This window comes from Burkholderia sp. GbtcB21, assembly GCF_019091065.1.
GTDB classification, from domain to species: Bacteria; Pseudomonadota; Gammaproteobacteria; order Burkholderiales; family Burkholderiaceae; genus Burkholderia; species Burkholderia pyrrocinia_C.
The window spans coordinates 283,153-308,809 of the sequence record NZ_JAGXKA010000001.1; the positions used below are offsets into that span (position 1 = coordinate 283,153).

The window sequence follows — 25,657 nt, forward strand, 5'->3', positions numbered from 1 at the left end:
TCACATTTGATATGATTCCGACCTGTACAAACGTACAGTGATCGATTCCCGTGACGCCTGCTTCGCCGACGCCCCCGGCGTTTTACTACCTGACCAATTTCGAACGCGCGCTGGCCTGGCTCGGCGAGCGTTACGACGACCTGCTCGACCACCAGGAGCAGGCGTTCGTTCGCGATTTCGCGTCGCTGCCGCAGGCGTCGCGCGCGCTGCTCGTGCGGATGCTGATGCGCAGCGGGTCCGACTTCCGCGCAAGCAAGCTCGCGTACGACGAAATCGGCTGCACGCTCGATGCGGCCGCGCCGCTCGTCGAACTCGGCTGGGTCGATCCGGCGCCCGCGCTGACGCTCGACGAGCTGTTCGCGCTGTCGACCAAGGCCGACCTGCTGCGCATCTTCCCGTCGCTCGCCGCGCATGCGGGCGAGCGCAAGCCCGAATGGCTCGAACGGCTGCGGCCCGCGCACGACGCCGCGCAGTCGCTCGACGCGTGGTGCGCGCAGGCCGATGATCGCGTGCTGCGCGTGACGGTCGGTACGCTGTGCGACCGGCTGCGCCTGATGTTCTTCGGCAATCTGCATCAGGACTGGAGCGAATTCGTGCTCGCCGATCTCGGCGTGTTCCAGTACGAAAGCGTGCCGATCGCACCGTCGTCGCGCGCGTTCCAGCAGCGCGGCGACGTCGACGCGTATCTCGCGCTGCAGATGTGTCGCGACGCGCTCGACGCGTGGCCCGACGATCTGCCGTTCGACGACCTGCTGCGCGCGATCGACGCGGTGGGCTGTGCGCAGCCGTGGCTCGCGACGCGTCGCGCGAAGCTGCTGTTCGCGCTCGGGCAGACTTGCGAGCGCCGCGCCGACTGGGCCGCCGCGCTCGACGCTTACACGCGCAGCGCATGGCCCGGCAGCCGCCATCGGCGCATCCGCGTGCTCGAGCGCTGCGGGCGCGACGACGACGCGCTCGCACTGGCGCTCGATGCGCGCGGCGGTTTCGAGAGCGACGAGGAGCGCCAGCGCGTCGAGCGCATGCTGCCGCGCCTGCAGCGCCGCGTCGGCCAGCGCGTCGAACGTGCGGCCGCCGCGCCGGACGTGCCGCGCGAGACGCTGGTGCTGGCGCGCCCCGACGCGTTCGTCAGTGTCGAATTCGCGGTGCGCGACCATCTCGCGCAGCCGGCGTCGACGGTCCATTACGTCGAAAACACGCTGATCAATTCTCTGTTCGGGCTGCTGTGCTGGGAGCCCGTGTTCGCAGCCGTGCCCGGCGCATTCTTCCACCCGTTCCAGCGCGGCCCGGCCGACCTGCACGCGCCCGATTTCGCCGCGCGCCGCGCGGACGCGTTCGCTGCCTGTTTCGCGCAGCTCGATTCGGGCGCGTATCGCGACACGATCCGCCGGCATTACTCGACGAAGGCGGGGCTGCAGTCGCCGTTCGTGTTCTGGGGTGTGCTGACGGACGAACTGCTCGACGAGGCGCTCGCGTGCCTGCCGCCCGAGCACCTGCGGCTGTGGTTCGCGCGCCTGCTCGCGGATATCCGCAGCAACCGCTCGGGGCTGCCCGATCTCGTCCGCTTCTGGCCCGGCGAGCGCCGCTACGAGCTGATCGAGGTGAAGGGCCCGGGAGACCGGCTGCAGGACAACCAGACGCGCTGGCTCGCATACTGCGTCGCGCACGGCATGCCGGTGCGCGTCGTCGATGTCGAGTGGGCCGGCGCGGGCGGCGCGCAAGCCGAAGCGGCGAGGCTGTCCGCGTGAGCTACGTCGTCGCGGTGCGGGCAATGTGCGAATTCACCGCGCGGCGCGGCGATCTCGACCTGCGCTTCACGCCCGCGCCGACCGCGCTCGAAGGCATCGCCGGCCACGGCGCGGTCACGTCGAACCGCGGCGCGCGCTACGAAACCGAGATCGCGCTGACGGGCACGTGGGGCACGCTCACCGTGCGCGGCCGCGCGGACGGCTACGATCCCGTGGCGAACCGCATCGAGGAAATCAAGACCTATCGCGGCAGCCTCGACGCGATGCCGGCGAACCACCGCGCGCTGCACTGGGCGCAGGCGAAGGTCTATGCGCACCTGATGTGCGACGCGCGCGGCCTCGCGGAAATCGACGTCGCGCTCGTGTATTTCGACATCGTGTCCGAGCGCGAGACCGTGCTGACGGAAACGCTGGACGCGACCACGCTCGCGGCGTTCTTTGCCGAGCAGTGCGCATGCTTCGTCGGCTGGGCCGAGCGCGAGACGGCCCATCGCGCGGCGCGCGATGCGGCGCTGCGCGCGCTCGCGTTTCCGCACGGGCAGTTCCGCAGCGGCCAGCGCGAGCTGGCGGTCGCCGTCTATCGCGCGGCGCGCGACGAGCGCTGCCTGATGGCGCAGGCGCCGACCGGCATCGGCAAGACGCTCGGCACCGTGTTCCCGCTGCTGAAGGCATGCGGCGAGGGCGAGCTCGACCATGTGTTCTTCCTCACCGCGAAAACGCCCGGACGCGCGCTCGCGCTCGAAGCGGCGACGACGCTCGGCGCCGGCACGCCGGCGCTGCCGCTGCGCGTGCTGGAGCTCGTCGCGCGCGACAAGGCGTGCGAGCATCCGGACAAGGCGTGTCATGGCGAATCGTGCCCGCTCGCGCAAGGCTTCTACGATCGGCTGCCGGCCGCGCGCGACGCGGCGATCGGCGCCGGGCTGCTGGATCGCGATACCGTGCGCGCGGCCGCGCTCGCGCACGACGTCTGCCCGTACTACCTCGCGCAGGAGCTCGCGCGCTGGTCGGACATGATGATCGGCGACTACAACTACTACTACGACGGCAGCGCGATGCTGCACACGCTCGCGCAGCAGAACCAGTGGCGCGTCGGCGTGCTCGTCGACGAAGCGCACAACCTGCTCGACCGCGCGCGCAAGATGTACAGCGCGTCGCTCGATCCGTTCGCGTTCGCGGCCGCGCGCGAAGCCGCGCCCGCGGCGCTGCGCAAGGCGTTCGACCGGCTCGCCCGCGCATGGGGCACGGTCAATCGCGCGCAGGCCGAACGCTATGCAGCGTATCCGGACATTCCGGGCCCGATCGTATCGGCCGTGCAGAACCTCGTCGCGGCGATCGGCGAACACCTGACCGACGCGCCGCGCGCGAACGGCGACGCGCTGCTGCGCTTTCATTTCGACGCGATCCAGTTCGGCGTGCTCGCCGAAGCCTTCGACAGCGCGTCGATCTTCGACGCGACGCTGCACGGCGAGCCGATGCCGCGCCAGCCGGCGCTCGACGGCGTCGCGTCGGCCGGCCGCCGACGCCGCGTCCAGTCGACGCTGTGCGTGCGCAACGTGATCCCGGCCGGCTTTCTCGCGCCGCGCTACGAAGCCGCGCGCGCGACCGTGCTGTTCTCGGGCACGCTGAGCCCGTTCCATTTCTACCGCGACACGCTCGGACTGCCCGGCGATACGGGCTGGCTCGACGTCGACGGGCCGTTCCGCGCCGAGCAACTGACGGTGCGCGTCGCGAGCCATGTATCGACGCGCTGGCGCGACCGCGACCGTTCGCTCGAACCGATCGCCGACCTGATCGCCGCGCAATACGCGGCGAGGCCCGGCAACTACCTCGGCTTCCTGAGCAGCTTCGACTACCTGGGGCGCGTGGTCGCGCTGATGCAGACGCGCCATCCGGACGTGCCGGTGTGGGCGCAGGCGCCCGGCATGGCCGAAAGCGAGCGCGATGCGTTTCTCGCGCGCTTCGACGCGGGCGGGCGCGGCGTCGGCTTCGCGGTGCTGGGCGGTGCGTTCTCGGAAGGCGTGGACCTGGTCGGCGAACGGCTGATCGGTGCGTTCATCGCGACGCTCGGGTTGCCGCAGGTCAACGATGTCAACGAGCAGATGCGGCGCGCGATGGACGCGCGCTTCGGCAACGGCTACGACTACATGTACCTGTATCCGGGCTTGCAGAAGGTCGTGCAGGCGGCCGGGCGCGTGATCCGCACCGAACACGACGAAGGCGTCGTGCATCTGATCGACGATCGTTATCGGCGGCGGGAAGTACGCGATCTGCTGCCGCGGTGGTGGCGGATCGGGTGAAGGGGGAAGATGCCCGGCCGGCAGACTGCCGGTTGTGGCGCGGGGGCGCTATCCGTTGCGTAGCGGTGCAGCAGGCGTACCCTGGGCCGCGGGGACGCTACAGCACGTTCAGCATCGCGAGCGCAGCTTCCTGCAGGTGCGGCAGCACGCGCCGCACGGCAGCGTCGGTCGTCTCCGTGCCGATCGGCATGTTCGTGCTCAGCGCGGCGACGACTTCGCCGTGACGATTCTTCAGCGGCACCGCGATCCCGCGCACGCCGACCTGCAATTGCTGCTCGATCGCCGCAAAACCTGCGTCGCGCGCGTGGTCGACCTGTTCGAGCAGGCGCGCCTTGTTGGTGATCGTGTGCGGCGTGAACGGCGGCAGTTCGGTGTCGTCGAGCCACGTGCGCACGGCCTCGCGATCCGGATGGTGCGCGAGCAGCACGACGCCCGGCGACGTCAGCGGCGCCGGCACGCGCGCGCCGAGCACGAAGCCGGTCGTCATCACGCGCGACACGCCGTTGCGCGCGATGAACACGAGTTCCCAGCCGTCGAGCACGCTCACGTAAGCCGATTCGTTCAACGACGCGCTCAGTTGCTGCAGATACGGCTGGACCGTGCGCGGCAGCCGCGCCGAGTCGAAGTACGACCAGCCGACCCGCAGCACGCGCGGCGTCAGGCCGTACAGCTTGCCGTCGGTATACACGTAGCCGAGCGATTCGAGCGTCAGCAGGTAGCGCCGCGCGGCCGTACGCGTGAGGCCGGTGCGCGCGGCGGCCTGCGTGGGCGTCATGCGCGCATGCTGGCTGTCGAATGCTTCCAGGATCATCAGGCCTTTTTCGAGGCCGGCAATCCAGTCGCGTCGGTCGAGTTCGGGCTTTTTCATCGTCGGGAGCGGTGCCGTCATGCGCGGTGATCGCGCGGGAGTGGGCGATTATCGCGCAGATCGAGCAGGCTGCGGGCACGCAGCCGGTCGCGTGGTTCGGGCTTGTATGATTCGGCGCAGGATTCTCGGCACCAGCGTGGGGAAACGAACGTCGACAACAACCGAATCACGCGCCATCTCGCATACTGCGCCGTGGCGCTGGTGCTCGCGGCATTGCCCGCGCATGCGCAGACGGCGCCGACCACGCCGGATGCGTGGGCGCTGGCCGTCAAGGAGACTATCGGAACACGGTTGATCGCGCCGACTGGCCCCGGTCATCCGCAGTCTGGATAGAATCGCCGGTTCGACTGGAACAAAAAATGAAAATTCGCGAATCCGCTCTCGCCGTGCTCGTCGCGGCCATGCCGCTGCTTGCCACGGCGAATCCTTCGACTGGCGCGGCACTCCCGAAGCCAACCGTCGACATCCGCGCATGGCCGCGCATGTCGTCGCCGGCATTCGGCTGTACCCTCGAAAAGACTTTCGACTATCACGACAAGCGCTTCAATTGCGCGCTGAAGAAGTACCGGAACACCGGCGACGCATGCAAGAACACGACCGCGTATTACGAAGGCCCCGCATTCCCCGACCGGCTCGCGGCCCGCGTGCATCCGCTCGCGACGAAAGTCGAGCTCGACTGGGAGCATGGCGACCTGCAGATGGTCACCGTCACGCTGAAGGGAACGTGGAACGAGGCGGACGTGCGCAAGGCGTTCGGGTTGCCGCGGACGGAAGGGCGCAAGCTGACCGAAGCGGAGTTGCGCAAGCAGCCGGACAACCTGATGGACACGAGCATCCAGTATCCGTCGAGCCCGACCGACGACAGCCTCGGCAGGCGGCCGAGCGATCCCGCGCACGGGACGACCGCCGTGATGCTTTACGGCTTCGACCACATGGGAGCGGGCGACGTCGAGTGCGGGGAGGGAGAGTAACGCCTGGAAGCGAAGCGGCGATCCTTCAATGCGCGCCGCTTGCCGGGCAGTCTGCCGACGCCGGCCGGGGAAGGAGGGGAGACGGATGCGGCGCCGATTTCACGCGAGCCGCACCCGCCGGAGCGGCATTATTCGCTGCTCGTCCACTCGACGTTCGCGCCGACCGAGCGCAGGTTCTCGACGAAATGCGGATGCGCGCGGCGGATCGGCAGCGCGTTCATGATTTCCGAGCGGCCTTCGATGCTCGCGGCCACCATCAGCAGCGCGATCGCGACGCGGATGATGTACGGGCTCTCGACGCGCGCCGGCGTCAGTTGCAGCCCGCCGAACGTGATCAGCCGATGCGGATCCGACAGCAGCACGTGCGCGCCGAACTTCGACAGTTCGCCGGACCAGCCGAGCGCACCGTCGTAGACCTTGTTCCAGAACATCGCGCTGCCTTCCGCGCGCACGCCGAGCGCGATGAAGATCGGCAGCAGGTCGACCGGCAGGTACGGCCACGGCGCGGCTTCGACCTTGGTCAGGATGTTCTGCGTGAACGGCCGGCGCACGCGCAGCGGGCCGTCGCGTTCCGCGCGCGACCAGCCGTCGCGGTGCGTGACGTTGACGCCGAACTTCGCGAACGTGCGGTCGATCAGCGGGAAATGCTCGGGCGACGAGTTGCGCACGGTGATGTCGCCGCCCGTGATCGCGCCGAGCGCGAGGAACGTCGCGATCTCGTGGAAATCCTCGGCGAAGCGGAATTCGCCACCGCCGAGCTTGCCGCCGCCCGTCACGCAGAGTCGCGACGTGCCGATGCCTTCGATCGTGACGCCGATCATCGCGAGGAACTGGCAGAACTCCTGCACGTGCGGCTCGGACGCCGCGTTCATCAGCGTCGACGTGCCGTTCGCGGCCGTCGCGCACAGCGCGAAGTTCTCGGTGGTCGTCACCGACGCGTAGTCGAACCAGTGATCGTTGGCCGTCAGCGGGCCGTCGGTGCGGACGATCAGCGAATCGGGCGTGCGCTCGATGTGCGCGCCGAAGCGCTCGAACACCTCGACGTGCGGATCGATCTCGCGCACGCCGAGCGTGCAGCCTTTCACGTCGTTCTCGAGGCGCGCGACGCCGAAACGCGCGAGCAGCGGCGGAATCAGCATGATCGACGAGCGCATCGCCTCGGGCAGCCGGTGGACGGCCGGATCGAACTTCGTATTGCGATGGTGGAGTTCGAGCAGGCCCGTCGTGAAGTCGACCGACACGTCGCTGCCGAGCGTGCGGAAGATGTCGAGGATCTTGCGCACGTCGGTGATGTCCGGCACGCCGACCAGGCGCAGCGGCTGATCGGTCAACAGGGTGGCGCACAGGATCGGCAGGACGGCGTTCTTGTTCGCGGACGGCTTGATGTCCCCGCGCAGCGGAGTGCCGCCGTGGACGATGAGATTCGACATGATATGGGGGCGTATCGGTAACTGACGTAGGCCCATATGATGCCATTGGTCGGCGGGCGGCGTGGAATGTTCGGAAGGGAAAAGGGGGATCGGCGCGCGCGATTGACGGTGTTTGACGTTGGGCGAAGAGGTGCCGCCGTTCGGCTGGCGGCCGACGCGGAGAAATGGCCGGCCGCTGATCGGGCCGGCCACGCGCTCACTTCGTCACTGCGCTGCCCGCATCCGCGCGGCAACCACCAGCGAGATCAGGCAGCCCACCGCGAGATAGCCGGCGACGAGGTGCCACGAGCCGCCGGCCAGGGTGACCAGGCCGACCGCGATGAACGGCGTGAACCCGCCGCCGACGACGCTCGCGAACTGGTAGCCGACACCCGCGCCGCTGTAGCGGTATTCGGCGCCGAACAGCTCGGTGAACAGCGGCTGCTGGACGCTCACGACCATGTCGTGCGCGGCGTTCGCGAGCAGGATCGAGAAGATCACGATCCACACGATCGACCGCGCCTCCAGCGCGATGAAGAACGGCACCGCGGATGCAAGGCCGATCAGCGCGCCGATCAGGTAGATGCGGCGCAGGCCGTAGCGGTCGGCCAGCCACGCGAAGCACGGGATCGTCACGCAGCTCACCGCGCCGACCAGCAGGCCGACGTTCAGGAACAGGTCGCGCGACATGCCGAGGTTCGTCGTCGAATAGCTGAGCGCGAACGCGGTGACGATATACATCGTGAACAGTTCGGCGAGCCGCAGCGCGATGATCAGCAGGAACGCCTTCGGATGGCGCGTCAGCGCTTCCAGCACCGGCAGGCGCAGCTTGCGGTTGCCGTGCTCGACCTTCTCGACGAACTCCTGCGATTCGTCCATGTTCTTGCGCACCCACAGCCCGACCAGCACGAGCACGATGCTGAACACGAACGGCAGGCGCCAGCCCCACGACTTGAACGCGGCTTCGCCGAGCGTGTGGCTCAGGATCGACACGATGCCCGTGGCCAGCACGAGCCCGACGCCATAGCCGACCTGCACGCCGCTGCTGTAGAACGCCTTCTTTTGCTTCGGCGCGCTCTCGACGGCCATCAGCGCCGCGCCGCCCCATTCGCCGCCGACCGCGAAACCCTGGATCGCACGCATCAGCACCAGCAGCACCGGCGCCCACCAGCCGATGGTTGCGAAGGTCGGCAGCAGGCCGATCGCGACCGTCGACAGCCCCATCAGCATCACCGTCAGCACGAGCATCCGCTTGCGGCCGAGCCGGTCGCCGTAGTGGCCGAACACGACGCCGCCGAGCGGCCGGAACAGGAAGCCGACGCCGAACGTCGCGAACGCCGCGAGCGTGCCCATCGTCGGGCTGACTTTCGGGAAGAACTCGGAATTGAATACCAGCGCGGCGACGATCCCGTACAGCAGGAAGTCGTACCAGTCGACGACGGCGCCGACGAAGCTGCCGATCGCGGCCTTGCGCGCCTGGCTGCGCGCGCGGGTGCCTGCGGCGGCGTCGAGGGTGTCGAAGGTTGGGGTCATGGCGGTGTCTCCTGGTACGGCGCATCGTGGAATCGTGGCGGCGCCGCGTCCGATGCTGCATTGAAGTCGATGAGTGAACGGAGAATAGGGTGCGCGCCGCACGGCGGCAATTGGCCAATCGGGCAAAGTGCGCGATTATCGTTCAATATCGTGCGATTATCGAACGCTTTTCGGGTTTGCACTAGGCGGCGCGACGATATCCCGTTCGGCCAGGGTGTGCCGCCGTGAACGATCTGGTTAAAATCTGCAGCATGAAAACTCGCCCGCTCGGAGCGGATGCCCGGTCGCCACATCGGCCGCGCATGCCGCCCGCGCCGGGCGCCATCCCCATCGACCGCATGCCCCCGGAGACTGGAATGCCCGGCAATTCCCACCCCCTGTCCAGCGATACGCCGCCCGTCGTCGATCCGGCCGCCAATCCGCTCGGGATGGCCGGCCTCGAATTCGTCGAATTCGCGGCGCCCGTGCCGGAAGCGCTCGCGCAACGCTTCGAGCAGCTCGGGTTCAAGGCGATCGCGCGGCATGTCAGCAAGAACGTCACGCTGTACCGGCAAGGGCAGATGCATTTCCTGATCAACGCCGAGCCCGATTCGTTCGCCGCGCGCTACGCGGAGGAATACGGGATGGGCGTCTGCGCGATCGGGCTGCGCGTGGCCAGCGCACGGCGTGCGTTCGAGCGTGCGATCGAGCTCGGCGCATGGGCGTTCGAGGGCGAGCGGGTCGGCGTCGGCGAGCTGAAGATCCCGGCGATCCAGGGCATCGGCGATTCGCACCTGTATTTCGTCGATCGCTGGCGCGGGCGAGACGGCCAGCGCGGCGGGGTCGGCGACATCTCGATCTTCGACATCGATTTCCGCCCGATCGACATCGCGACCGCACACACCGATCTCGATTGCGCGGGTGTCGGCCTGCAGCAGGTCGACCATTTCACGCAGACCGTCGGCGCGGGACGCATGCGGGAGTGGCTGGATTTCTACCACGACCTGCTGCATTTTCGCGAGATCCACGAAATCGACGCGCACTGGCACGTGTCGGAGGAATCGCGCGTGATGGTGTCGCCGTGCGGCGCGGTGCGGATTCCGGTCTACGAGGAAGGCACGCGGCGTACCGAGCTGATGCACGCGTATCTGCCCGACCATCCGGGCGAGGGCGTCCAGCACGTCGCATTGTCGACTGACGACATCCTGTCGTGCGTCGATGCGCTGCGCGCGAACGGCGTCGAATTCATCGAGCCGCCCGCACGCTATTACGACGACGTCGATGCGCGGCTGCCCGGGCATGGCGTCGATCTCGACGCACTGCGCCGCCGCGCGGTGCTGGTCGACGGCGAGATCGGCAGCGACGGCGTGCCGCGCCTGTTCTTCCAGACCTTCGTCAAGCGCCGGCCCGGCGAAATCTTCTTCGAGATCGTGCAGCGCAAGGGGCACCACGGGTTCGGGGAAGGGAACCTCGCGGCACTCGCCCGCGCGCGCGACGCGGGCTGAGCGGCTCGCGGCGCTCGTCAAACCTCACACGGCATCTCCCGCCCCGAGCTTGCGGCTCTGGCGACGCATGCCGTCGAAGATCGCGTCCGCCACATCCACCGGAAAATCCACCGGGATCTGCGCGGCGACTTCGGCAATCGCAGGCTCCGTGCGCGCGGCAACGGCCGCCATCGCGGCGCGCACGTCGTCTTCGGTCAGGCCGACGCGCCGCCCCTGCGCGATCCAGTGACGCGGCTGGATCTCGCCGATCACGTAGTGCCGGTTCTTCCCGCACACGGCCATCGCGAGCCGCGCGCGGCGCGGCGGCAACTGGTTGCGGCGTGTGCCGATGATCGGATGCGCGGACAGCACGTCGTACAGCGGCGTGCTGCGGTACGTATTGCCGGGCAGGTGCGCGATGCTGAAGTTCTTCGCATGGCCGTCGATCGCCGCCAGCACCCAGAACACGAGCTGTGCGACGAAGAAATTCATCCTGTCGTGCGCGGCGTCGGTCGAATTCGCGAGGATGCCCATGATCGTCTCGATGCCGGGGCCGCCGTCGGATTCGTATTTCGCGCCGGAAGGCGTGCCGGTCGCCTGGCACATGTCCTCCTGCGGCAGCCGCAGGATCCACGTGCCGTCGCGCGAAGGACGCCGGTCGAAGCGCTCGACGATCAGCGCCTTCTGATCGTCGAACCGGCCGATCTCGCACGGCGCGACCGGCAGGTCGTATGCGGCGACGAGCTTCGAGCACAGCCATTCGTTTTCGACGGACGTTCGCATGTCGGCCTGCATGTTCCCGACGCGCCCGAGCGGCAGCTTGAAGATGTGCGTCGTCGGCGTGCTGCCCGACGGCCGCAACCAGCGGTTGCCCTGACGCAGCAAGGCGGTCTTTTCCTGCGCGCCGGCGATCGACAGGCGCAGGTCGCCGTCCGGCTCCCCGCGGCCGGGCAGCGGCGCGGCGGTCGCGTGGCGCAGCACGTCGGCAACGGCTGCGTCGTCGAGCGTCACGCCGTCGATCGTCTCGAGGTCAACGGGCATCTCGTCGGGCGGCAGCATCTGGATCGCGCCGACGCAATCGCGGCCGATCGACGCGAGCAGTTCGAACGGCGCCGTCGATCCGAGCCGGTAACGCTGCGCGATGCGGCGGCGGATCGGCTCGCTGTCCGGCAGCAGGTTGTCAAAGTAGTCGGCGACGATCGCGCCCTGGTGCGGCTGGTTGCCGGGCGTGAAGGGCAGCGACAGCGATAGCGGCCGCCCCTGGGGATCGTCGAGCCAGCCCGGCAGGTAGACGAGGCGCTCGACGCCGCGCCGGATTTCCCAATAGCCGACCGGAATGCCGTTCATCCACAGGTCGAGCCGGTCGTGGCGGGCGCGCGGCGCCATCGTCACCAGTCCTCCCGTTTCGAGGTCCGCGGCTTGCCCGGTGCTGCCGTCGCCGGCCGCTTGCGCGCGGCGCCGGACGTGGCTTTGGTTCGGGCTTTTGCTGCCGTTGCGCCGCGCGCCGGGTCCGGGATGCGCTTTTTCGCGGCCGGCTTGCGAGCCGCCGAGCCGGCATCAGTATCGGACTGAGCGGATTCCGCCGGATCATCCTGCGCGCCCAGGTCGAGCGTCATACGAACGCCAAGCGTGTTCAGCACCTTGAAAAGCCGTTCGATGCTCACCGCCGACGGATTGGCTTCGAGCTGCGCATAGGATTGCTGCGTGACGCCCAGGCGGGCGGCCAATTGCGCCTGCGTGAGCCCCGCGGATTTCCGGAAACCGACGAGTATCGGGCGCAACTGGGTCAGGGTCTGGACAGGAAAGGCCATCGGGCGCTCCGCGGGATAACAGGCGATCGTTTGTAATCGGAAAATACAGTCTATGGCATGTATTGTCAAAATACAAACCCAAGACTGTATTTCACAAAAACAAACGATAACCTGTTATGCGAAAACCCGGCCAACCCTCCGGCCGGCGGGTGCCGTGCACGACGCCCGCGCATCTCCCCGCATCGCGCCGCCCGCCGAGACGTCGCTCGCGCTGCTGCAACGGGCTGACGCTCGAGCAAGCGGCGGAGGAGCCGGGGATCAGCAAGAACACGGCGCACACGCACCTGCGCGCGATCTTCTCGAAGACGGGTGCCACGCGCCAGGCGACGCTCGTACGGATCCTGCTCGGGAGTGTGGTGCCGCTCGGGTCTCGGGTAGCCGATCCATCGGAGTCGGCCAGCATTCGTCTGGCGACACGTCGTCATCGGTCAACGCCTCGCGTGACGCACGGCGATGACGGCATCATGCAAAAAAGCTCGCTCGTACGACGCGAGCCTTTTTGTCATTCACCCCAGCCGATAACCGATAGCGCGTATCGGAGGTTTCACGCGTCGGCGCCATGCACGACGACGGCGACCGCGTTCACGAACCGCGCGTCGAGCGATTCGCCCACGCGGCCAACATCGGCCATTGCGCACCGCCGCGCCGGATGAAACCGGCGCCCGTGCGGATCACGAGCGCGCCGATCGCGAGCGCGGCCACGTCGTCGAGACGGCCGAGGCCGACCAGCGCCGCACTCATCGCGAGCGCCGCCAGCAACGCCGACAACGCATCGGTACGCACATGCCAGCCGCTCGCCTCGAGCAGCGCTGAGCCCGTCTCGCGCGCCTTGCGCAGCATCCAGTGCGAAAGCACGGCCTTGCCGGCGAGCGTGACGGCGACGAGCGCGAGCGTCGTCGCGCCCGGCTGCACGGCGGGCGGCGTGTCGAACCGGTTGACCGCGTGCCAGATCATCTGCGCGCCCGTCGCGACCAGCAATGCGCCGAGACCCGCGAGTGCGAGCGGCTCGTAGGTCGGGCGCCGCTCCGGCGGCAGGCGCGCGTCGAGCCTGCATGCGACGAGGATCAAGGCATCGGCCGCGAGATCGATCGCCGCGTGCGCGACGTCCGCGAGCAGCCCGGACGAATGCGCGGACCACGCCGCAGCCGTCTCGACGGCGAGCAGCAGCAGGTTGATCGCGAGGCTGACGGCGAGGGCGCGGGACGTGGCCGCATAAACGTGGGGCGTGGCGCGCGACGTGCGCTGCATGGCGGATTCGTCTGTCGATAGCGTGGGTGAGCCCCGAACGCTACCGGTCGACGGTGGCAGATCAATGACAGGCGATGGCCGCGGCGTAACCGGTCGGCGATGCTTGCGTGCCGACGGCAGCAGCGCGGCGAAGCGATCCGCACGCACCGGGCGCGGCCGCGGCCGGCACAGATGCGAGACAAGTGGCCGAACAGGCGCTCACCGAGCGTCGCGATAGTGATCCCTGATGAATACGGGAAGATCGTTCGACGGTGGCGCGAAAGGCACCTGATACATCATGTCGCCGACAAAACCGCGGTGATAGGTGCCGTGATTGACGACATGCAACACGATTTGCTCGCGGGTCATGACGCCTTCTCCTCCACCGACAAACTCGAAATGAACGGCTTTCGCAAGATCCACGTCCGACCAGGTGTCGACAAGATCGATGTACCAGCAGTCCATTTCCTGAACCGCTTTCCAAAGATCGGAAACTGCAGGCGTATGGTCGGTGTTGCGCGAGGTATAGGTGTGCTTCTTTCCTTGCAGATGATGTCTGAAAATGTCGTCGACCACATAGACGTGATTCAAGGTATGCACCATGTTTCCGAACCGCGTCGGTCTCTGCCGAAGGGCTTCGCCGGCCGGCAGGTCCATCACGCTCTTGAACGTCAGTCCATTCGCCCAGGACTTGTAGCGCACCAGCATTCTCAGGGTGTCTGCTGCCGAGGCGGGCAGTGCGATGCGATCGGTGGTTACGGATGGAGCAATCCGGTTCTGCGAGGGGGCAGACATGCTGAAACTCCTTGCGTGTTTTCGAGCGTCAGACAACGCTCAGGTTGATCCGGTGCTGTCGCGTCACGCCGGCAAGCAGTCTTGCGAGCAGGCTGTTCGGCGTATGGGGCGACCCGGACAGGCGTCATGTGCGCCAGCTCGCCCGAACATCAGGTTGCCGCTTTCTCGTTTGCCTTTTCAAAAGCCGCGGAGCCGGCCTTCGACATGCGTACGCGTCTTGCCGCCGACCCAGATTTGGCCAGCCTCGTCGCGGGTCAAATGAATGCGGCCATGGCGGCCGACGCGTGTCCCCTGGGCGGCGACATAGTCGTCCTCAACCACACCTGTCGCGAACAGCCACTGCGCCATTGAAGCATTGAGGCTTCCAGTGACCGGGTCTTCGACGATAGCGCCCAGATGGTCGCTGAAGAAGGCGCGAACCTCGAAGGCCGCGTCGCCGCCTGTTGCATGAGGGCCAATAACGCCGACATCGATCCGGCCGGGCCAGTTGCGGAGCGGATCGAGGGCAAGCACCATCTCCGCCGATACCAGCCTGATGCCCAGCCATCCGGGGCCGTTGTCGATCCAGGCGGCATCAAGGACATCGCCGGATTCGATCCTCAGCAGTCGCCGAGCCTGGTCCAGTTCATCCTGTGTAGGCGCGCCGGAGCGGATCAGCGGCGGGGCGGCGAAGGAAAGCCGCTCGTGATTGCGTCGGATCGGAACCAGCCCGGCTCCGCACTCCTGGACGATTTCCGCTTCGCTCTTCGGCACGCGGCCCGTCGAGAGCCATGCATGACAGCTGCCGAGCGTCGGGTGCCCGGCAAAAGGCATCTCCCTGTCCAGCGTGAAGATCCTGACCCGGTAGTCGGCCTCAGGATGCGTGGGCGGCAAGAGAAAAGCGGTCTCGGACAGGTTGAACCACCGCGTCAGCCGCTGCATGTCATCCGTTGCCAGCGCATCGGCACCGATGACGACCGCCAGCGGATTGCCCGAAAGCGGCCCGGCGCCGAAGACATCGATCATATGGATCGCAAAGGTCATGACATCGCTCTTTCAATTCAGATCGGTTCGTGATGGCGCCGACAAACCGGAATATCAACGTTGCCAGGCAAGCAGATTGACTCCCGCAACGGCGAACACCGCGGATAGCGTGCCTTCAATCCAGCGCCGGAGGCTGGTATACAGGGCGATCATCCGGGCGGTCGAGAAGAGGACCGCATAACCACCAAACACGATGACGCCGAGGAACGCGCAACCACCGATGATCGCCGGCAAGGTGCCGCCGGGGGCGTGCTCCTGAAGCCCAAGGGACATGATTGCCATCCAGGCCAGAACCGCCTTCGGGTTTCCGACATGCATGAGAATGCCCTGGCGATAGAGCCGCCGATAGCGAGGCGTCGAGCGTCCTGGTTCGATCTTCGCGAAGCCGGAGCCCGGTTTCAGCGCCGACCTGCCCGTGCGAAACGCCAGGTAGAGCAGATAGACACCCCCAACCATCTTTATGATGAAAAGCGCCTCGGCATAGGCCGCCAGCACGGCGGAAACGCCGGTCGCCGCCAGGATCGCCCAGAAGAGCGAGCCCGTGATGACGCCGGCAGCCAGAACGAGGGCCGGCAGACGGCCGTCGCGCATCGCTGTTCCCATGATCGCCATGTTGCTCGGCCCGGGGCTGGCGGTGGCGATGAGATAGGTGCCGTAGGCGAGTGCGATCTGACTGGCGATCATTCGAGTTTCTCCAGAGATGCGGGGCGTCTCCAGCGTCATGGCTGGAGGTCTCCGCGATGAACGATATGAACCTTGTTCCCGTCGGGGTCGCGCAGATACGCGCCGAAGTAGCCGTCACCGTAGTGGGGGCGTAACCCGGGGGCACCGTCGCCCGTCCCACCGTGCTCGAGACCATTCGCGTAGGCCGTGTTCACGGCTTCTTGCGACGGGGCCAGAAAGGCGACCATGCTGCCGTTGCCGGTGGTCGCCGGCTCGCCGTCGTAAGGGATGTAGACATAGAAACGCGGCAGCGGCGCTTGACCGGTTACCCAGCAAAGCGCCGGAGGCCCGCCATCGGACATGACGACGCGACGCTTCAGTCCGAGCGGAGCGAGCACCGCGTCATAGAAACGGCCTGCCCGCCCAAGGTCACGCGCCCCAACAGTTACGTGGCTGAACATTTGACTCTCCATGCGCCCGTCATGGCGATCAGGCGCCTCCAGAAATGCATGACTTCATCCAATCACATCGCGCATGTTACTCTTTTCATTTATATAAATAGTGTCACGTGACACTAATATCTAGGCGGCGAACATGCTCCTGCAATCTCCCTGGTCACCACGGCTTGCCGACATCGACGCGAATACCGCCGAGCGGTTGGTCCTCGCGCTGGCCGACGACATCGTCGAGGGGCGGCTGACGGGAGGCGACCGTCTGCCCGCTCATCGCGATCTCGCGTTGAAACTGGGGATCGGCCTTGGCACGGTGACGAAAGCCTATGCCGCGCTTGAACGGCGAGGCCTGACGCGCAGCATCAAGGGTCGGGGAACCTTCGTGGCGATCCGCCAGGCGCATCAGGATCGCCAGATCGACCTTTCGTCCAATGTGCCGCCAGCCATGCTCGACGCTCGCTTGCTGGCGCGAACATTGACGGGGATCGCACGCAAGATCGATGCGGACCATCTCAATCTCTATGCCCCGCCCGCCGGGCATATGGAGCACCGACGTGTGCTGGCTCGCTGGCTCGAAACGCTGGGCCTGATGGTGGAACCGTCGCATCTGGTGCTGACGAGCGGCGCCCGCCAGGCGCTGTCATTGGCCTTCGATCTTGCCTGCGGCTCGCAAGGGCTGCTTCTGACCGAGCGGATCACCTATCCTGGCGCGATCGCGCTGGCTCGGCGCAACGGATATCGGATCCAAGGCGTCGACACCGACGCGCAAGGGATGGCGCCGGGGGCACTGGCGGACGCACTCGACGGCACCGCATCGACCGGCAGCAAGGCGGTCTATCTCACGCCGACGCTGCAGAACCCGACCACCGCAACGATGAGCGCGGAACGGAGGCAGGCCATCGTGGATATTTGCCGCCGGGCGGGCGCGTGGATCATCGAGGACGGCGTCTATGCGTCGGCAGAGCCGGCTTTGCCGCCGCTTGCGGCGTTGGCGCCCGAGATCACCTTTCATGTGAACGGGCTGTCCAAATCGCTTGGCCCCGGTTTGCAGATCGGCGTGCTCGTGCTGCCGGCCGGACTCGACGACGCAGCGGAAGACGCGCTGCGGGACCTGCCAATGGCGCCGTCGCCGCTCTCTTGCGCAGTGGTTGAGGAATGGCTGGCCACCGACGTCATCTCCTCGATCCAGCGGGATCTGCACCATGAGGCGCGGCGTCGATCCAATCTGGCCATCTCTCTGCTCGGCGCGAGCGAACTGGTCTCGCATCCCGGCGCCTACAACGCGTGGCTGCCGATGGAGCGTGACGCTGCCAATCGTGTCGCATCCGTCGCTGCAGCGATGCGCATCAAGTTGACCCCGCCGGTATCCATGATGGTGAACCCGGAAGATCGGGCGAGCGGGATTCGACTTTGCCTCGGCGGCCCGTCGTTCGAAGATCTGACAGAAGCACTGACGCTTCTGGCGGGGCTGCTGAAGCAGCGCGCTTGACGCCACCGGACGAGCGCCGGAGGTAATTGGCGGCTCAAAACCGTGCAAACGATCTGCTTCGATTCCACGCGCCATGCCCCCTCGATCATCTCGACATTATAGAAATAATGTCAAATCACTAGACCACGAGAATTGGATATTTAACGGTTTACGTTATATTATTTACGAAATCCCCGACAAAACCCCACCATGTCCGATCTCGCCGCCGACGAACCCCGCCTGACCGCCGAAATCGAGCGCCTCAAGGCCGACTTCCCGAAAACCCGCGAGCTATACCGCGAGGTCTGCGCGCTGCTGTTCTTCCGCTTCGGCATCACACCTACCGCGAACCGCCTGTACCAGCTCGTCCGCAAGGGCAGCATGAGCACGCCGACGGCTGTCCTCGGCGAGTTCTGGGCCGAGCTGCGGGAAAAAAGTCGCATGCGAATCGAACATCCCGACCTGCCAGCCGATCTGCAGGCGGCTGCCGGCGAGCTGGTCGCGGCATTGTGGAATCGTTCGAGCACCGACGCGGCCGCCGCGCTCGACGCACTGCGCGCGGAAGTCGAAGCCGAACGAACGGCGGCGAACGCGGAAGTCGCAACGCTGCAGGCCGAGCTGGCCCGCACCGAAACCGCGCTCGAACAACGCACGGCCGCGCTGCTGGCCGCGCAGGTGCGCATTCAGGAACTGGAGCAGGCGAGGGCGGCCGACGACGCATCGCGGCGCGCGCTGCAAGCGGAGATCGAGCGCCTGAAAGCCGACAACGCGGAAGGCGACCGCGCACTTGCGCAGGCGCGTGCGGATTTCACGACCCAGCTCGACCGGCTGCGCGACGACGCAGGCCGGGCCGAGGAACGCTTGCGCGCATCGGAGAAGCGCGCGCTTCAGGAGATCGATCGCGAACGGCTCGCCGCCGCCCGGCTGCAAAAGGAACTCGACGCGACGGCATCGCGCGCCGAGCAGCGCGATGCGCAGCAGCGGAAGGATGTCGCCGCGCTGCAGGCGCAACTCGGCGATGCACTGCATCGATGCGGGGTGCTTCAGGGGCAGCTCGACGGCGCGCAGGCGACCGATGCGGCGCGCGTCAAGGAGCTCGATGCGTTGAGGCGGGAGATGACGGTGCTCGCGCGGCGGGCACCGCTGCGCGGCACGAAAACGGCTCCGGCCGCACAGCGAAGCGAGCGGCGGGCGCGCACGAGGAAGCGTGCCGACGAAGCGGTGCGCTGACGGCGATCGATTGTCCGGTCGCGATCGGGTAAAGTGCCGCTCAACATGCCGGCCCGGCGTTACTAGACGACCGGTCTAATCGTTGCTACCATACGCCATCATGAATGCATCTTCAGGCGCGGAAGTCCGCCAGCACATCCTGAATATCGCGAAGCCGATCATGCTCCACAAGGGGTTCTCGGCGGTCGGTCTGAACGAGATTCTCGCCGCGGCGGGCATCCCGAAGGGCTCGTTCTATCATTACTTCGGCTCGAAAGAGGCATTCGGCGAAGCGTTGCTCGAAGCGTATTTCGAAGGTTATCTCGCGCATCTCGACAACCTGCTCAAGCATCAGGCCGGCACGGGCGCCGAACGCCTGATGACGTACTGGGGCAACTGGCTGCACACGCAATGCGCGGACGATCCGGAGGGCAAGTGCCTCGCGGTGAAGCTCGGCGCGGAAGTGTCGGACCTGTCGGAAGCGATGCGCGCGGTGCTGCGGCGTGGCACGAGCCAGATCATCGAACGGCTCGCGGGCGGCATCGAGGCAGGGCTGGCCGATGGCTCGCTGAGCGCGGTCGACGATCCGCCGCACACGGCCGCGATCCTTTACGAGCTGTGGCTGGGTGCAACGCTGCTGGAAAAGATTCACCGCAACCGCAAACCGCTCGAAAGGGCGATGGCCGAAACGCGGCGCATGCTGAACCTGCCGCCGGCCGCGCATGACGGAGCGCAGTCGTAACCCGGGCGCGCATCGGCGCGCCTTGTTTTTGCCCCGATTCTAGACGACTGGTCTACTTATCCACGCATGACGAATACCTCGCTCCGCGTTACTCTGTCCCGATTGTTCCAACCGCACGCGTGCAACCACGCCGGCCTGACCGCCGACGCTGCCACGCGTGCGCGCCTTCTGTCGGTCCATCCCTGATCCGATCGTGCCCACGAAGCACGTTTATTCCTGTTGACGGAGACTCACATGCCGCAAAGCAAGACCGCAAACCGCCAGATCATCCTGACGTCGCGCCCGGTCGGCGCGCCGACGCCGGGCAACTTCCGCACCGAATCCGGCGACGTGCCGACGCCCGGTGCCGGCCAGGTGCTGCTGCGCACGGTCTGGTTGTCGCTCGACCCGTACATGCGCGGCCGGATGAGCGACGCGCCGTCCTATGCCGCGCCGGTCGAACTCGGCGACGTGATGGTTGGCGGCACTGTCAGCCGCGTCGTGTCGTCGAACCTGCCGGCGTTCCGCGAAGGCGATCTCGTCGTTGCCGGCGCCGGCTGGCAGGACTATGCGCTGTCCGACGGCCGCGACCTGATTCCGCTCGGCCGCGACTTCGCGCATCCGTCGTACGCGCTCGGCGTGCTCGGCATGCCGGGCTTCACCGCGTACACCGGGCTGCTGAAGATCGGCGAACCGAAGGCCGGCGAGACCGTGGTCGTCGCGGCAGCCAGCGGCGCGGTCGGCTCGGTCGTCGGGCAGATCGCAAAGCTGAAGGGCTGCCGCGTGATCGGCGTCGCGGGCGGCGCCGACAAGTGCGCGTACGTGACCGACACGCTCGGCTTCGACGCGTGCGTCGACCACCGCGATCCGGCGTTTGCCGCAAAGCTGAAGGACGCCTGTCCGAACGGCATCGACGTCTATTTCGAGAACGTCGGCGGCGCGGTGTTCGACGCGGTGTGGCCGCTGCTCAACGACCATGCGCGCGTGCCCGTGTGCGGAATCATTGCGCATTACAACGACGCGGCATACGACGACACCGCAGTGTCGACCGGCCGTGATCGCGTGCCGGCGCTGATGGGTGCGATCCTGCGCAAGCGCATCCGCGTGCAGGGTTTCATCATCCTCGATCACTATGCGACCGGTTATGCGCCGTTCCTGAAGGAGATGAGCGAATGGGTCGCGCAGGGCAAGGTGAAGACGCGGGAAGATGTGGTCCCCGACCTGGCTGACGCACCCGAAGCGCTGATCGGCCTGCTGGCCGGCAAGAACTTCGGCAAGGTCGTCGTGCGCGTGGGCCCGGACGAACTGGCCTGATGCTGCGGCACGGCAACACAAACACACCACGGTTGCACGCTGGCGTCGCGCGACGCCGGCTTGTGGCATGCTCGATTCCGTTTCGAAAGGAGTGACAAGATGGCGCTTCACGTGATTGCTTCGCTGTTCCTGAAACCCGAACACGCACAGGCCGCCGAGGCCGAACTGCGCAGCATGGTCGTCAAGACGCGCACCGAACCGGGCAACCGGCGCTACGACCTGTTCCGCGAGCAAGACGGCTCGCCGAACCTGCACCTGTACGAGATCTACGACGACCAGGCCGCATTCGACGCACACCTCGCCAGCCCTTATTTCGGCGAATTCCGTACGAAGTCGGCCGACTGGTTCACGGCACCGCCGGTGATCAAGGTGCTGTCAGGCATCGACGTGGCCGAGTAACGACGCAGGACCACCGCCGCGGCCCGTCCCCATCCGGGCCGCGCGGCACCCGTCGCGCACCGCGCGACGGCGATGACAACGACGACCCGCGCGGCGCGCCATGCGCGCCGCTTCCCCAATACAACGGCCCCGGAGGCTGAATGGTCACCCTCAACATCAACGGCGAGACCCGCACGGTCGACGCCCCCGACGATATGCCCTTGCTCTGGGTGCTGCGCGACGTCGTGGGCCTCACCGGCACGAAGTTCGGCTGCGGAATCGCGCAATGCGGCGCGTGCACCGTGCATCTCGACGGCGTCGCCGCGCGCTCGTGCGTGCTGCCGGTCGCGGCCGTCGCGGGCCGCAGGATCACGACGATCGAGGCCGTCGGCGCGACGCCGGCCGGCCACAAGGTCCAGCAGGCGTGGCGCGAGCTCGACGTCGTCCAGTGCGGCTACTGCCAGTCGGGGCAGGTGATGGCGGCCACCGCGCTGATCGCATCGAACCCGAACCCGAGCGACGCCGACATCGACGCGGCGATGGCCGGCAACATCTGCCGCTGCGGCACGTACAACCGGATTCGCGCGGCGGTCAAGCAAGCCGCCAAGGGAGCGTGACATGTCGCGAGGACTGATCGAAGCAGGCAAGGCCGCCGGGCAAGCGGCCGGCGCCGGCGTGTCGCGCCGCGGGTTTCTCAAGCTCGGCATGTCGCTCGGCGCGGCGGCGGGCGGCGGCTTGCTGCTCGGCTTCAGCCTGCCGGCGGCGGGCGACGACACGCGCCGTTCGGTGATCGGCGGCGATGGCGATGAAACCGCGCGCGCCGGCGTGTTCGCGCCGAATGCGTTCGTGCAGATCGACCGCGGCGGCAAGGTCACGCTGGTGATGCCGAAGGTCGAGATGGGGCAGGGCGTCTATACGGCGCTGCCGATGCTGATCGCCGAGGAGCTCGAAGTGCCGCTGTCGAGCGTGACGCTCGATCATGCGCCGCCGAACGAGAAGCTGTTCCTCGATCCGCTGCTCGGCGGCCAGCTCACCGGCGGCTCGACGTCGGTGCGCTACGCATGGGAACCGCTGCGCCGCGCGGGCGCAACCGCGCGCACGCTGCTGGTCGCGGCGGCCGCGAAGCAATGGAATGTCGATCCGGCATCCTGTCGCGCCGCGAACGGCGAAGTGCAGCATCCTTCGAGCGGCCGGCGCGCATCGTACGGCCAGTTGGCCGACGCCGCGGCGAAGCTGCCGGTGCCGAAGGACGTCGCGTTGAAGAAGCCGGAGGATTTCAAGCTGATCGGCACGCCCGCGAAGCGGCTCGATTCGCCGGAGAAGGTCGACGGCACCGCGCAGTTCGGGCTCGACGTGCGCCTGCCCGGCATGCTGTACGCGGTGATCGTGAACAGCCCGGTGTTCGGCGGCACGGTTGCAAGCGTCGACGACACGGCCGCGAAGAAGATCCCCGGCGTGCGCCAGGTCGTGCGCGCGGACAACGCGGTCGCGGTAGTCGGCGATCACACGTGGGCCGCGAAGCGCGGCGCGTCGGCGCTCGTCGTGAAGTGGAACGAAGGCGCGGACGCGAAGGTGTCGACGAAGGACATCGTCGCCGATCTCGCGCAGGCCGCCGCGAACGGCAAGGGCGCGGTCGCGCGCAAGGACGGCGACGTCGGCAAGGCGTTCGCGAACGCGAAGACGCGCATCGACGCCGTCTACGAACAGCCGTTCCTGGCGCACGCGACGATGGAGCCCGTGAACTGCACGGTGCACGTGCGCGGCGACGGCTGCGAAATCTGGGTCGGCACGCAGGTGCCGACGCGGGCGCGCGATACGGTGCAGCAGCTCACGGGCCTGCCGCCCGACAAGATCGTCGTGCACAACCACCTGCTCGGCGGCGGCTTCGGCCGGCGTCTCGAGACGGACATGATCGGCCAGGCGGTGAAGATCGCCAAACAGGTCGGCGCGCCGGTGAAGGTGGTCTGGACGCGCGAGGAGGACATCCAGCACGACATGTACCGGCCGTACTACTACGACCGGATCTCGGCCGGCCTCGACGCGAACGGCAAGCCAGTCGCGTGGCAGCACCGGATCGTCGGCTCGTCGATTCTCGCGCGCTTCGCGCCGCCCGCGTTCAAGGATGGCGTCGATCCCGACGCGGTGGAGGTCGCAACCGACTTGCCGTACGACCTGCCGAACCAGTTGATCGACTACGTGCGGCAGGAGCCGCGCCACGTGCCGACCGCGTTCTGGCGCGGCGTCGGGCCGACGCGCAGCACCTTCGTCGTCGAAAGCTTCATCGACGAGCTGGCCGCGCAGGCCAAGACCGACCCCGTGCAATACCGCCGCTCACTGCTCGGCAAGACGCCGCGCGCGCTCAACGTGCTCGACGTCGCGACCAAGGCGGCCGGCTGGGGACCGTCGCTGCCGAAGGGGCAAGGGCGCGGCGTGTCGGTGATGCACGCGTTCGGCAGCTTCTTCTCGATCGTCATCGACGTCGCGGTGGACGACGGCGAGGTGCAGGTCAAGCGCGTCGTGTGCGCGGTGGACTGCGGGATGTTCGTCAATCCGAACACGATCGAGGCGCAGGCGCAGGGCGGCATCATCTTCGGGATCACGGGCGCGCTGTACGGCGAGATCACGATCGAGGACGGCCGCGTCGTGCAGAGCAATTTCACCGACTACCGGATGATGCGAATCAACGAGACACCGCCGATCGAAGTCCATCTGGTGAAGAGCGGCGAAGCGCCGGGCGGGATCGGCGAACCGGGCACGGCCGCGACCGCGGCGGCGCTGTCGAACGCGATCTTCGCGGCAACCGGCAAGCGGCTGCGCAAGCTGCCGGTCGGCAACCAGCTGAAGACGGCCTGAGGGGGAGACGAACATGCGAAACCTCACCCTGAACACGCTCGGTGCATCGCTGCTCGCACTGTCCGCGCTGCTGGCCGGCACGGCCGCCCACGCCGCGCAGGCGGCACCGGCCGACAGCGCGCTCGTCGCGCGCGGCGCGTATCTCGCGAAAGCCGGCGATTGCGTCGCATGCCATACCGCGCCGCGCGGCACACCGTTCGCGGGCGGCCTGAAGATGGCCACGCCGATGGGCGCGATCTACACGACCAACATCACGCCCGATCCGGACACGGGCATTGGCGGCTATACGGAAGCCGATTTCGCGAGCGCGTTGCGTAAGGGCGTCGCGAAAGACGGCCGTCACCTGTATCCGGCGATGCCGTATCCGTCGTACGCGAAGCTGAAGGACGACGACGTGAAGGCGCTGTACGCGTACTTCATGCACGGCGTCGAACCGGTGAAGCAGGCGAACCGGCCGTCCGACATCCCGTGGCCGCTCAACATGCGCTGGCCGCTCGCGCTGTGGAACGCGGTGTTCCTCGACACGACGCCGTATGCCGACAAGCCGGGCAAGGATGCGGCGTGGAACCGCGGCGCATATCTCGTGCAGGGGCTCGGACACTGCGGGTCGTGCCACACGCCGCGCGGTGTCGGCTTCCAGGAGAAGGCGCTCGACGAAGGCGGCACGGCGTTCCTGTCGGGCGCGGCGATCGACAACTGGTTCGCGTCGAACCTGACGGGCGAGCACAACACGGGGCTCGGCCGCTGGAACGAGGCCGACGTCGCGCAGTTCCTGAAGACCGGCGCGAACCGGCACGCGACCGCGTTCGGCTCGATGGTGAGCGTGATCAACCACAGCACGCAGGCGCTGAGCGACGACGATCTGGCAGCGATTTCCCGCTACCTGAAATCGCTGCCGGCCGCGGGCGGCACGGGCGCGCCGCCGTACAGCTACGATCCGAAGCCGACGCAGGTGGTGCTGGGCCGGCCGGCAGCCGACCCGGGCGCGAAGGTGTATAACGCTTACTGCCTGCATTGCCACGGCGCGGACGGGCGCGGCTACGCGCCGCTGCTCGCGCCGCTCGCCGGCAATCCGAACGTGCTCGAAACCGATGCATCGTCGCTGATCAACGTGACGCTGAACGGCAGCGACACGCTCGTGATCGACGGCGTGCCGTCCGCGTATCCGATGCCGGCGTTCTCGAACCAGTTGAACGATCGGCAGATCGCCGACGTGCTGACGTTCATGCGCGCCGGCTGGAACAACGGCGCGCCGGCCGTGCAGGCGGCGGACGTCGCGAAACTCCGCAAGGCGACGGCGGCCGCGCACTGAGCGCGGCCCCATGCGGGACGACGGCAGGCCGGTGTGCCTGCCGTCTGCACCTCCGGGTGGTTGTCAGCCCCGGCGGCTTTGCTCTTTCTGTCAACCGGCGCGCGGCCGCTCGCGGCAGCGCGCGTTTTATCGACGCAATGTAGGG

General features: G+C 67.5%; 22 protein-coding genes and 1 pseudogene. 13 read left to right on the top strand and 10 right to left on the bottom strand.

What is annotated here, in order from left to right:
- Positions 1 to 50: 50 nt before the first annotated feature.
- Positions 51 to 1,745 (top strand): VRR-NUC domain-containing protein, encoded by a 1,695-nt coding sequence (locus tag KVT39_RS01255; protein WP_217587113.1) that lies wholly within the window; start codon positions 51 to 53, stop codon positions 1,743 to 1,745.
- The gene (locus KVT39_RS01260; RefSeq protein WP_217587115.1) at positions 1,742 to 4,042 is read left to right on the top strand and encodes an ATP-dependent DNA helicase; all 2,301 of its coding nucleotides are present in this window, start codon (positions 1,742 to 1,744) and stop codon (positions 4,040 to 4,042) included. Before KVT39_RS01255 ends, KVT39_RS01260 begins: the two co-directional genes overlap by 4 nt.
- A 97-nt stretch (positions 4,043 to 4,139) precedes the next feature.
- Here the strand turns inward: KVT39_RS01260 and KVT39_RS01265 are convergent, their stop codons facing one another.
- Positions 4,140 to 4,910, bottom strand: coding sequence for an IclR family transcriptional regulator C-terminal domain-containing protein (locus tag KVT39_RS01265; protein WP_034179541.1), 771 nt, complete (start codon positions 4,908 to 4,910; stop codon positions 4,140 to 4,142).
- Positions 4,911 to 5,269: 359 nt separating this feature from the next.
- On the opposite strand from KVT39_RS01265, the gene KVT39_RS01270 reads away from it, so the two are divergent.
- On the top strand, positions 5,270 to 5,881 hold the full coding sequence (locus KVT39_RS01270; protein ID WP_217587117.1) for a hypothetical protein: 612 nt from the start codon (positions 5,270 to 5,272) through the stop codon (positions 5,879 to 5,881).
- A 128-nt stretch (positions 5,882 to 6,009) separates the two neighbouring features.
- On the opposite strand, the gene KVT39_RS01275 is transcribed toward KVT39_RS01270, so the two are convergent.
- Together KVT39_RS01275 and shiA are read right to left on the bottom strand one after the other, a co-directional pair.
- Positions 6,010 to 7,311, bottom strand: a complete 1,302-nt coding sequence (locus KVT39_RS01275) for a UDP-N-acetylglucosamine 1-carboxyvinyltransferase (RefSeq protein ID WP_034179537.1) — start codon at positions 7,309 to 7,311, stop codon at positions 6,010 to 6,012.
- A gap of 204 nt (positions 7,312 to 7,515) precedes the next feature.
- Positions 7,516 to 8,823: a shikimate transporter gene (gene shiA / locus KVT39_RS01280; RefSeq protein ID WP_034179536.1), complete on the bottom strand. Its 1,308-nt coding sequence runs from the start codon at positions 8,821 to 8,823 to the stop codon at positions 7,516 to 7,518.
- Between the two features lie 356 nt (positions 8,824 to 9,179).
- Here shiA and KVT39_RS01285 point away from each other — a divergent pair, with 356 nt between their 5' ends.
- Positions 9,180 to 10,307 (top strand): 4-hydroxyphenylpyruvate dioxygenase family protein, encoded by a 1,128-nt coding sequence (locus KVT39_RS01285; RefSeq protein WP_217587128.1) that lies wholly within the window; start codon positions 9,180 to 9,182, stop codon positions 10,305 to 10,307.
- Between the two features lie 24 nt (positions 10,308 to 10,331).
- Here KVT39_RS01285 and KVT39_RS01290 read toward each other — a convergent pair whose 3' ends face one another.
- Together KVT39_RS01290 and KVT39_RS01295 are read right to left on the bottom strand one after the other, a co-directional pair.
- Complete coding sequence (locus tag KVT39_RS01290; protein ID WP_217587130.1) at positions 10,332 to 11,672, bottom strand: type II toxin-antitoxin system HipA family toxin; 1,341 nt, start codon at positions 11,670 to 11,672, stop codon at positions 10,332 to 10,334.
- 2 nt (positions 11,673 to 11,674) lie between these two features.
- The gene (locus tag KVT39_RS01295) at positions 11,675 to 12,097 is read right to left on the bottom strand and encodes a helix-turn-helix transcriptional regulator (RefSeq protein ID WP_034179533.1); all 423 of its coding nucleotides are present in this window, start codon (positions 12,095 to 12,097) and stop codon (positions 11,675 to 11,677) included.
- 190 nt (positions 12,098 to 12,287) lie between these two features.
- On the opposite strand from KVT39_RS01295, the pseudogene KVT39_RS37815 reads away from it, so the two are divergent.
- Positions 12,288 to 12,465 (top strand): annotated as a pseudogene (locus tag KVT39_RS37815) (helix-turn-helix transcriptional regulator); the annotation flags it as partial.
- A gap of 214 nt (positions 12,466 to 12,679) precedes the next feature.
- Here the strand turns inward: KVT39_RS37815 and KVT39_RS01300 are convergent.
- From KVT39_RS01300 to KVT39_RS01320, 5 genes are all read right to left on the bottom strand, one after another.
- Positions 12,680 to 13,345 carry a cation diffusion facilitator family transporter gene (locus tag KVT39_RS01300; protein WP_175748408.1) on the bottom strand — a complete coding sequence of 222 codons (666 nt, stop codon included), beginning with the start codon at positions 13,343 to 13,345 and terminating at the stop codon, positions 12,680 to 12,682.
- Positions 13,346 to 13,543: 198 nt separating this feature from the next.
- Positions 13,544 to 14,119, bottom strand: a complete 576-nt coding sequence (locus KVT39_RS01305) for a DinB family protein (protein ID WP_175748406.1) — start codon at positions 14,117 to 14,119, stop codon at positions 13,544 to 13,546.
- A 177-nt stretch (positions 14,120 to 14,296) separates the two neighbouring features.
- On the bottom strand, positions 14,297 to 15,142 hold the full coding sequence (locus KVT39_RS01310; RefSeq protein ID WP_217587132.1) for a PhzF family phenazine biosynthesis protein: 846 nt from the start codon (positions 15,140 to 15,142) through the stop codon (positions 14,297 to 14,299).
- A gap of 54 nt (positions 15,143 to 15,196) precedes the next feature.
- Positions 15,197 to 15,826: a LysE family translocator gene (locus KVT39_RS01315; RefSeq protein ID WP_034180072.1), complete on the bottom strand. Its 630-nt coding sequence runs from the start codon at positions 15,824 to 15,826 to the stop codon at positions 15,197 to 15,199.
- A gap of 35 nt (positions 15,827 to 15,861) precedes the next feature.
- Positions 15,862 to 16,266, bottom strand: coding sequence for a VOC family protein (locus KVT39_RS01320; RefSeq protein ID WP_217587134.1), 405 nt, complete (start codon positions 16,264 to 16,266; stop codon positions 15,862 to 15,864).
- 133 nt (positions 16,267 to 16,399) lie between these two features.
- Between KVT39_RS01320 and KVT39_RS01325 the strand changes: the two genes are divergently transcribed.
- From KVT39_RS01325 to KVT39_RS01360, 8 genes are all read left to right on the top strand, one after another.
- Entirely contained in the window at positions 16,400 to 17,746 is a 1,347-nt protein-coding gene (locus KVT39_RS01325; protein ID WP_217587136.1) for a PLP-dependent aminotransferase family protein, read from the top strand.
- Between the two features lie 189 nt (positions 17,747 to 17,935).
- Positions 17,936 to 18,955 carry a DNA-binding protein gene (locus KVT39_RS01330; RefSeq protein WP_217587144.1) on the top strand — a complete coding sequence of 340 codons (1,020 nt, stop codon included), beginning with the start codon at positions 17,936 to 17,938 and terminating at the stop codon, positions 18,953 to 18,955.
- 100 nt (positions 18,956 to 19,055) lie between these two features.
- Positions 19,056 to 19,676 (top strand): TetR/AcrR family transcriptional regulator, encoded by a 621-nt coding sequence (locus tag KVT39_RS01335; protein ID WP_034179527.1) that lies wholly within the window; start codon positions 19,056 to 19,058, stop codon positions 19,674 to 19,676.
- A gap of 234 nt (positions 19,677 to 19,910) precedes the next feature.
- On the top strand, positions 19,911 to 20,969 hold the full coding sequence (locus KVT39_RS01340; protein WP_217587146.1) for an NADP-dependent oxidoreductase: 1,059 nt from the start codon (positions 19,911 to 19,913) through the stop codon (positions 20,967 to 20,969).
- 99 nt (positions 20,970 to 21,068) lie between these two features.
- The gene (locus KVT39_RS01345) at positions 21,069 to 21,368 is read left to right on the top strand and encodes a putative quinol monooxygenase (protein WP_034179525.1); all 300 of its coding nucleotides are present in this window, start codon (positions 21,069 to 21,071) and stop codon (positions 21,366 to 21,368) included.
- Between the two features lie 140 nt (positions 21,369 to 21,508).
- Positions 21,509 to 21,964, top strand: a complete 456-nt coding sequence (locus tag KVT39_RS01350; protein ID WP_131948378.1) for a (2Fe-2S)-binding protein — start codon at positions 21,509 to 21,511, stop codon at positions 21,962 to 21,964.
- Between the two features lies 1 nt (position 21,965).
- Entirely contained in the window at positions 21,966 to 24,200 is a 2,235-nt protein-coding gene (locus KVT39_RS01355) for a xanthine dehydrogenase family protein molybdopterin-binding subunit (protein ID WP_217587149.1), read from the top strand.
- A gap of 13 nt (positions 24,201 to 24,213) precedes the next feature.
- Complete coding sequence (locus tag KVT39_RS01360; RefSeq protein ID WP_105390006.1) at positions 24,214 to 25,512, top strand: cytochrome c; 1,299 nt, start codon at positions 24,214 to 24,216, stop codon at positions 25,510 to 25,512.
- Positions 25,513 to 25,657 lie beyond the last annotated feature (145 nt).

Excerpts from the sequence above, each read along its gene's own strand:
- KVT39_RS01265 (WP_034179541.1), bottom strand. The coding sequence starts at position 4,910 with ATGAAAAAGCCCGAACTCGACCGACGCGACTGGATTGCCGGCCTCGAA.
- KVT39_RS01270 (WP_217587117.1), top strand. The coding sequence starts at position 5,270 with ATGAAAATTCGCGAATCCGCTCTCGCCGTGCTCGTCGCGGCCATGCCG.
- KVT39_RS01275 (WP_034179537.1), bottom strand. The coding sequence starts at position 7,311 with ATGTCGAATCTCATCGTCCACGGCGGCACTCCGCTGCGCGGGGACATC.
- shiA (WP_034179536.1), bottom strand. The coding sequence starts at position 8,823 with ATGACCCCAACCTTCGACACCCTCGACGCCGCCGCAGGCACCCGCGCG.
- KVT39_RS01285 (WP_217587128.1), top strand. The coding sequence starts at position 9,180 with ATGCCCGGCAATTCCCACCCCCTGTCCAGCGATACGCCGCCCGTCGTC.
- KVT39_RS01290 (WP_217587130.1), bottom strand. The coding sequence starts at position 11,672 with ATGGCGCCGCGCGCCCGCCACGACCGGCTCGACCTGTGGATGAACGGC.
- KVT39_RS01295 (WP_034179533.1), bottom strand. The coding sequence starts at position 12,097 with ATGGCCTTTCCTGTCCAGACCCTGACCCAGTTGCGCCCGATACTCGTC.
- KVT39_RS01300 (WP_175748408.1), bottom strand. The coding sequence starts at position 13,345 with ATGCAGCGCACGTCGCGCGCCACGCCCCACGTTTATGCGGCCACGTCC.
- KVT39_RS01305 (WP_175748406.1), bottom strand. The coding sequence starts at position 14,119 with ATGTCTGCCCCCTCGCAGAACCGGATTGCTCCATCCGTAACCACCGAT.
- KVT39_RS01310 (WP_217587132.1), bottom strand. The coding sequence starts at position 15,142 with ATGACCTTTGCGATCCATATGATCGATGTCTTCGGCGCCGGGCCGCTT.
- KVT39_RS01315 (WP_034180072.1), bottom strand. The coding sequence starts at position 15,826 with ATGATCGCCAGTCAGATCGCACTCGCCTACGGCACCTATCTCATCGCC.
- KVT39_RS01320 (WP_217587134.1), bottom strand. The coding sequence starts at position 16,266 with ATGTTCAGCCACGTAACTGTTGGGGCGCGTGACCTTGGGCGGGCAGGC.
- KVT39_RS01325 (WP_217587136.1), top strand. The coding sequence starts at position 16,400 with ATGCTCCTGCAATCTCCCTGGTCACCACGGCTTGCCGACATCGACGCG.
- KVT39_RS01330 (WP_217587144.1), top strand. The coding sequence starts at position 17,936 with ATGTCCGATCTCGCCGCCGACGAACCCCGCCTGACCGCCGAAATCGAG.
- KVT39_RS01335 (WP_034179527.1), top strand. The coding sequence starts at position 19,056 with ATGAATGCATCTTCAGGCGCGGAAGTCCGCCAGCACATCCTGAATATC.
- KVT39_RS01340 (WP_217587146.1), top strand. The coding sequence starts at position 19,911 with ATGCCGCAAAGCAAGACCGCAAACCGCCAGATCATCCTGACGTCGCGC.
- KVT39_RS01345 (WP_034179525.1), top strand. The coding sequence starts at position 21,069 with ATGGCGCTTCACGTGATTGCTTCGCTGTTCCTGAAACCCGAACACGCA.
- KVT39_RS01350 (WP_131948378.1), top strand. The coding sequence starts at position 21,509 with ATGGTCACCCTCAACATCAACGGCGAGACCCGCACGGTCGACGCCCCC.
- KVT39_RS01355 (WP_217587149.1), top strand. The coding sequence starts at position 21,966 with ATGTCGCGAGGACTGATCGAAGCAGGCAAGGCCGCCGGGCAAGCGGCC.
- KVT39_RS01360 (WP_105390006.1), top strand. The coding sequence starts at position 24,214 with ATGCGAAACCTCACCCTGAACACGCTCGGTGCATCGCTGCTCGCACTG.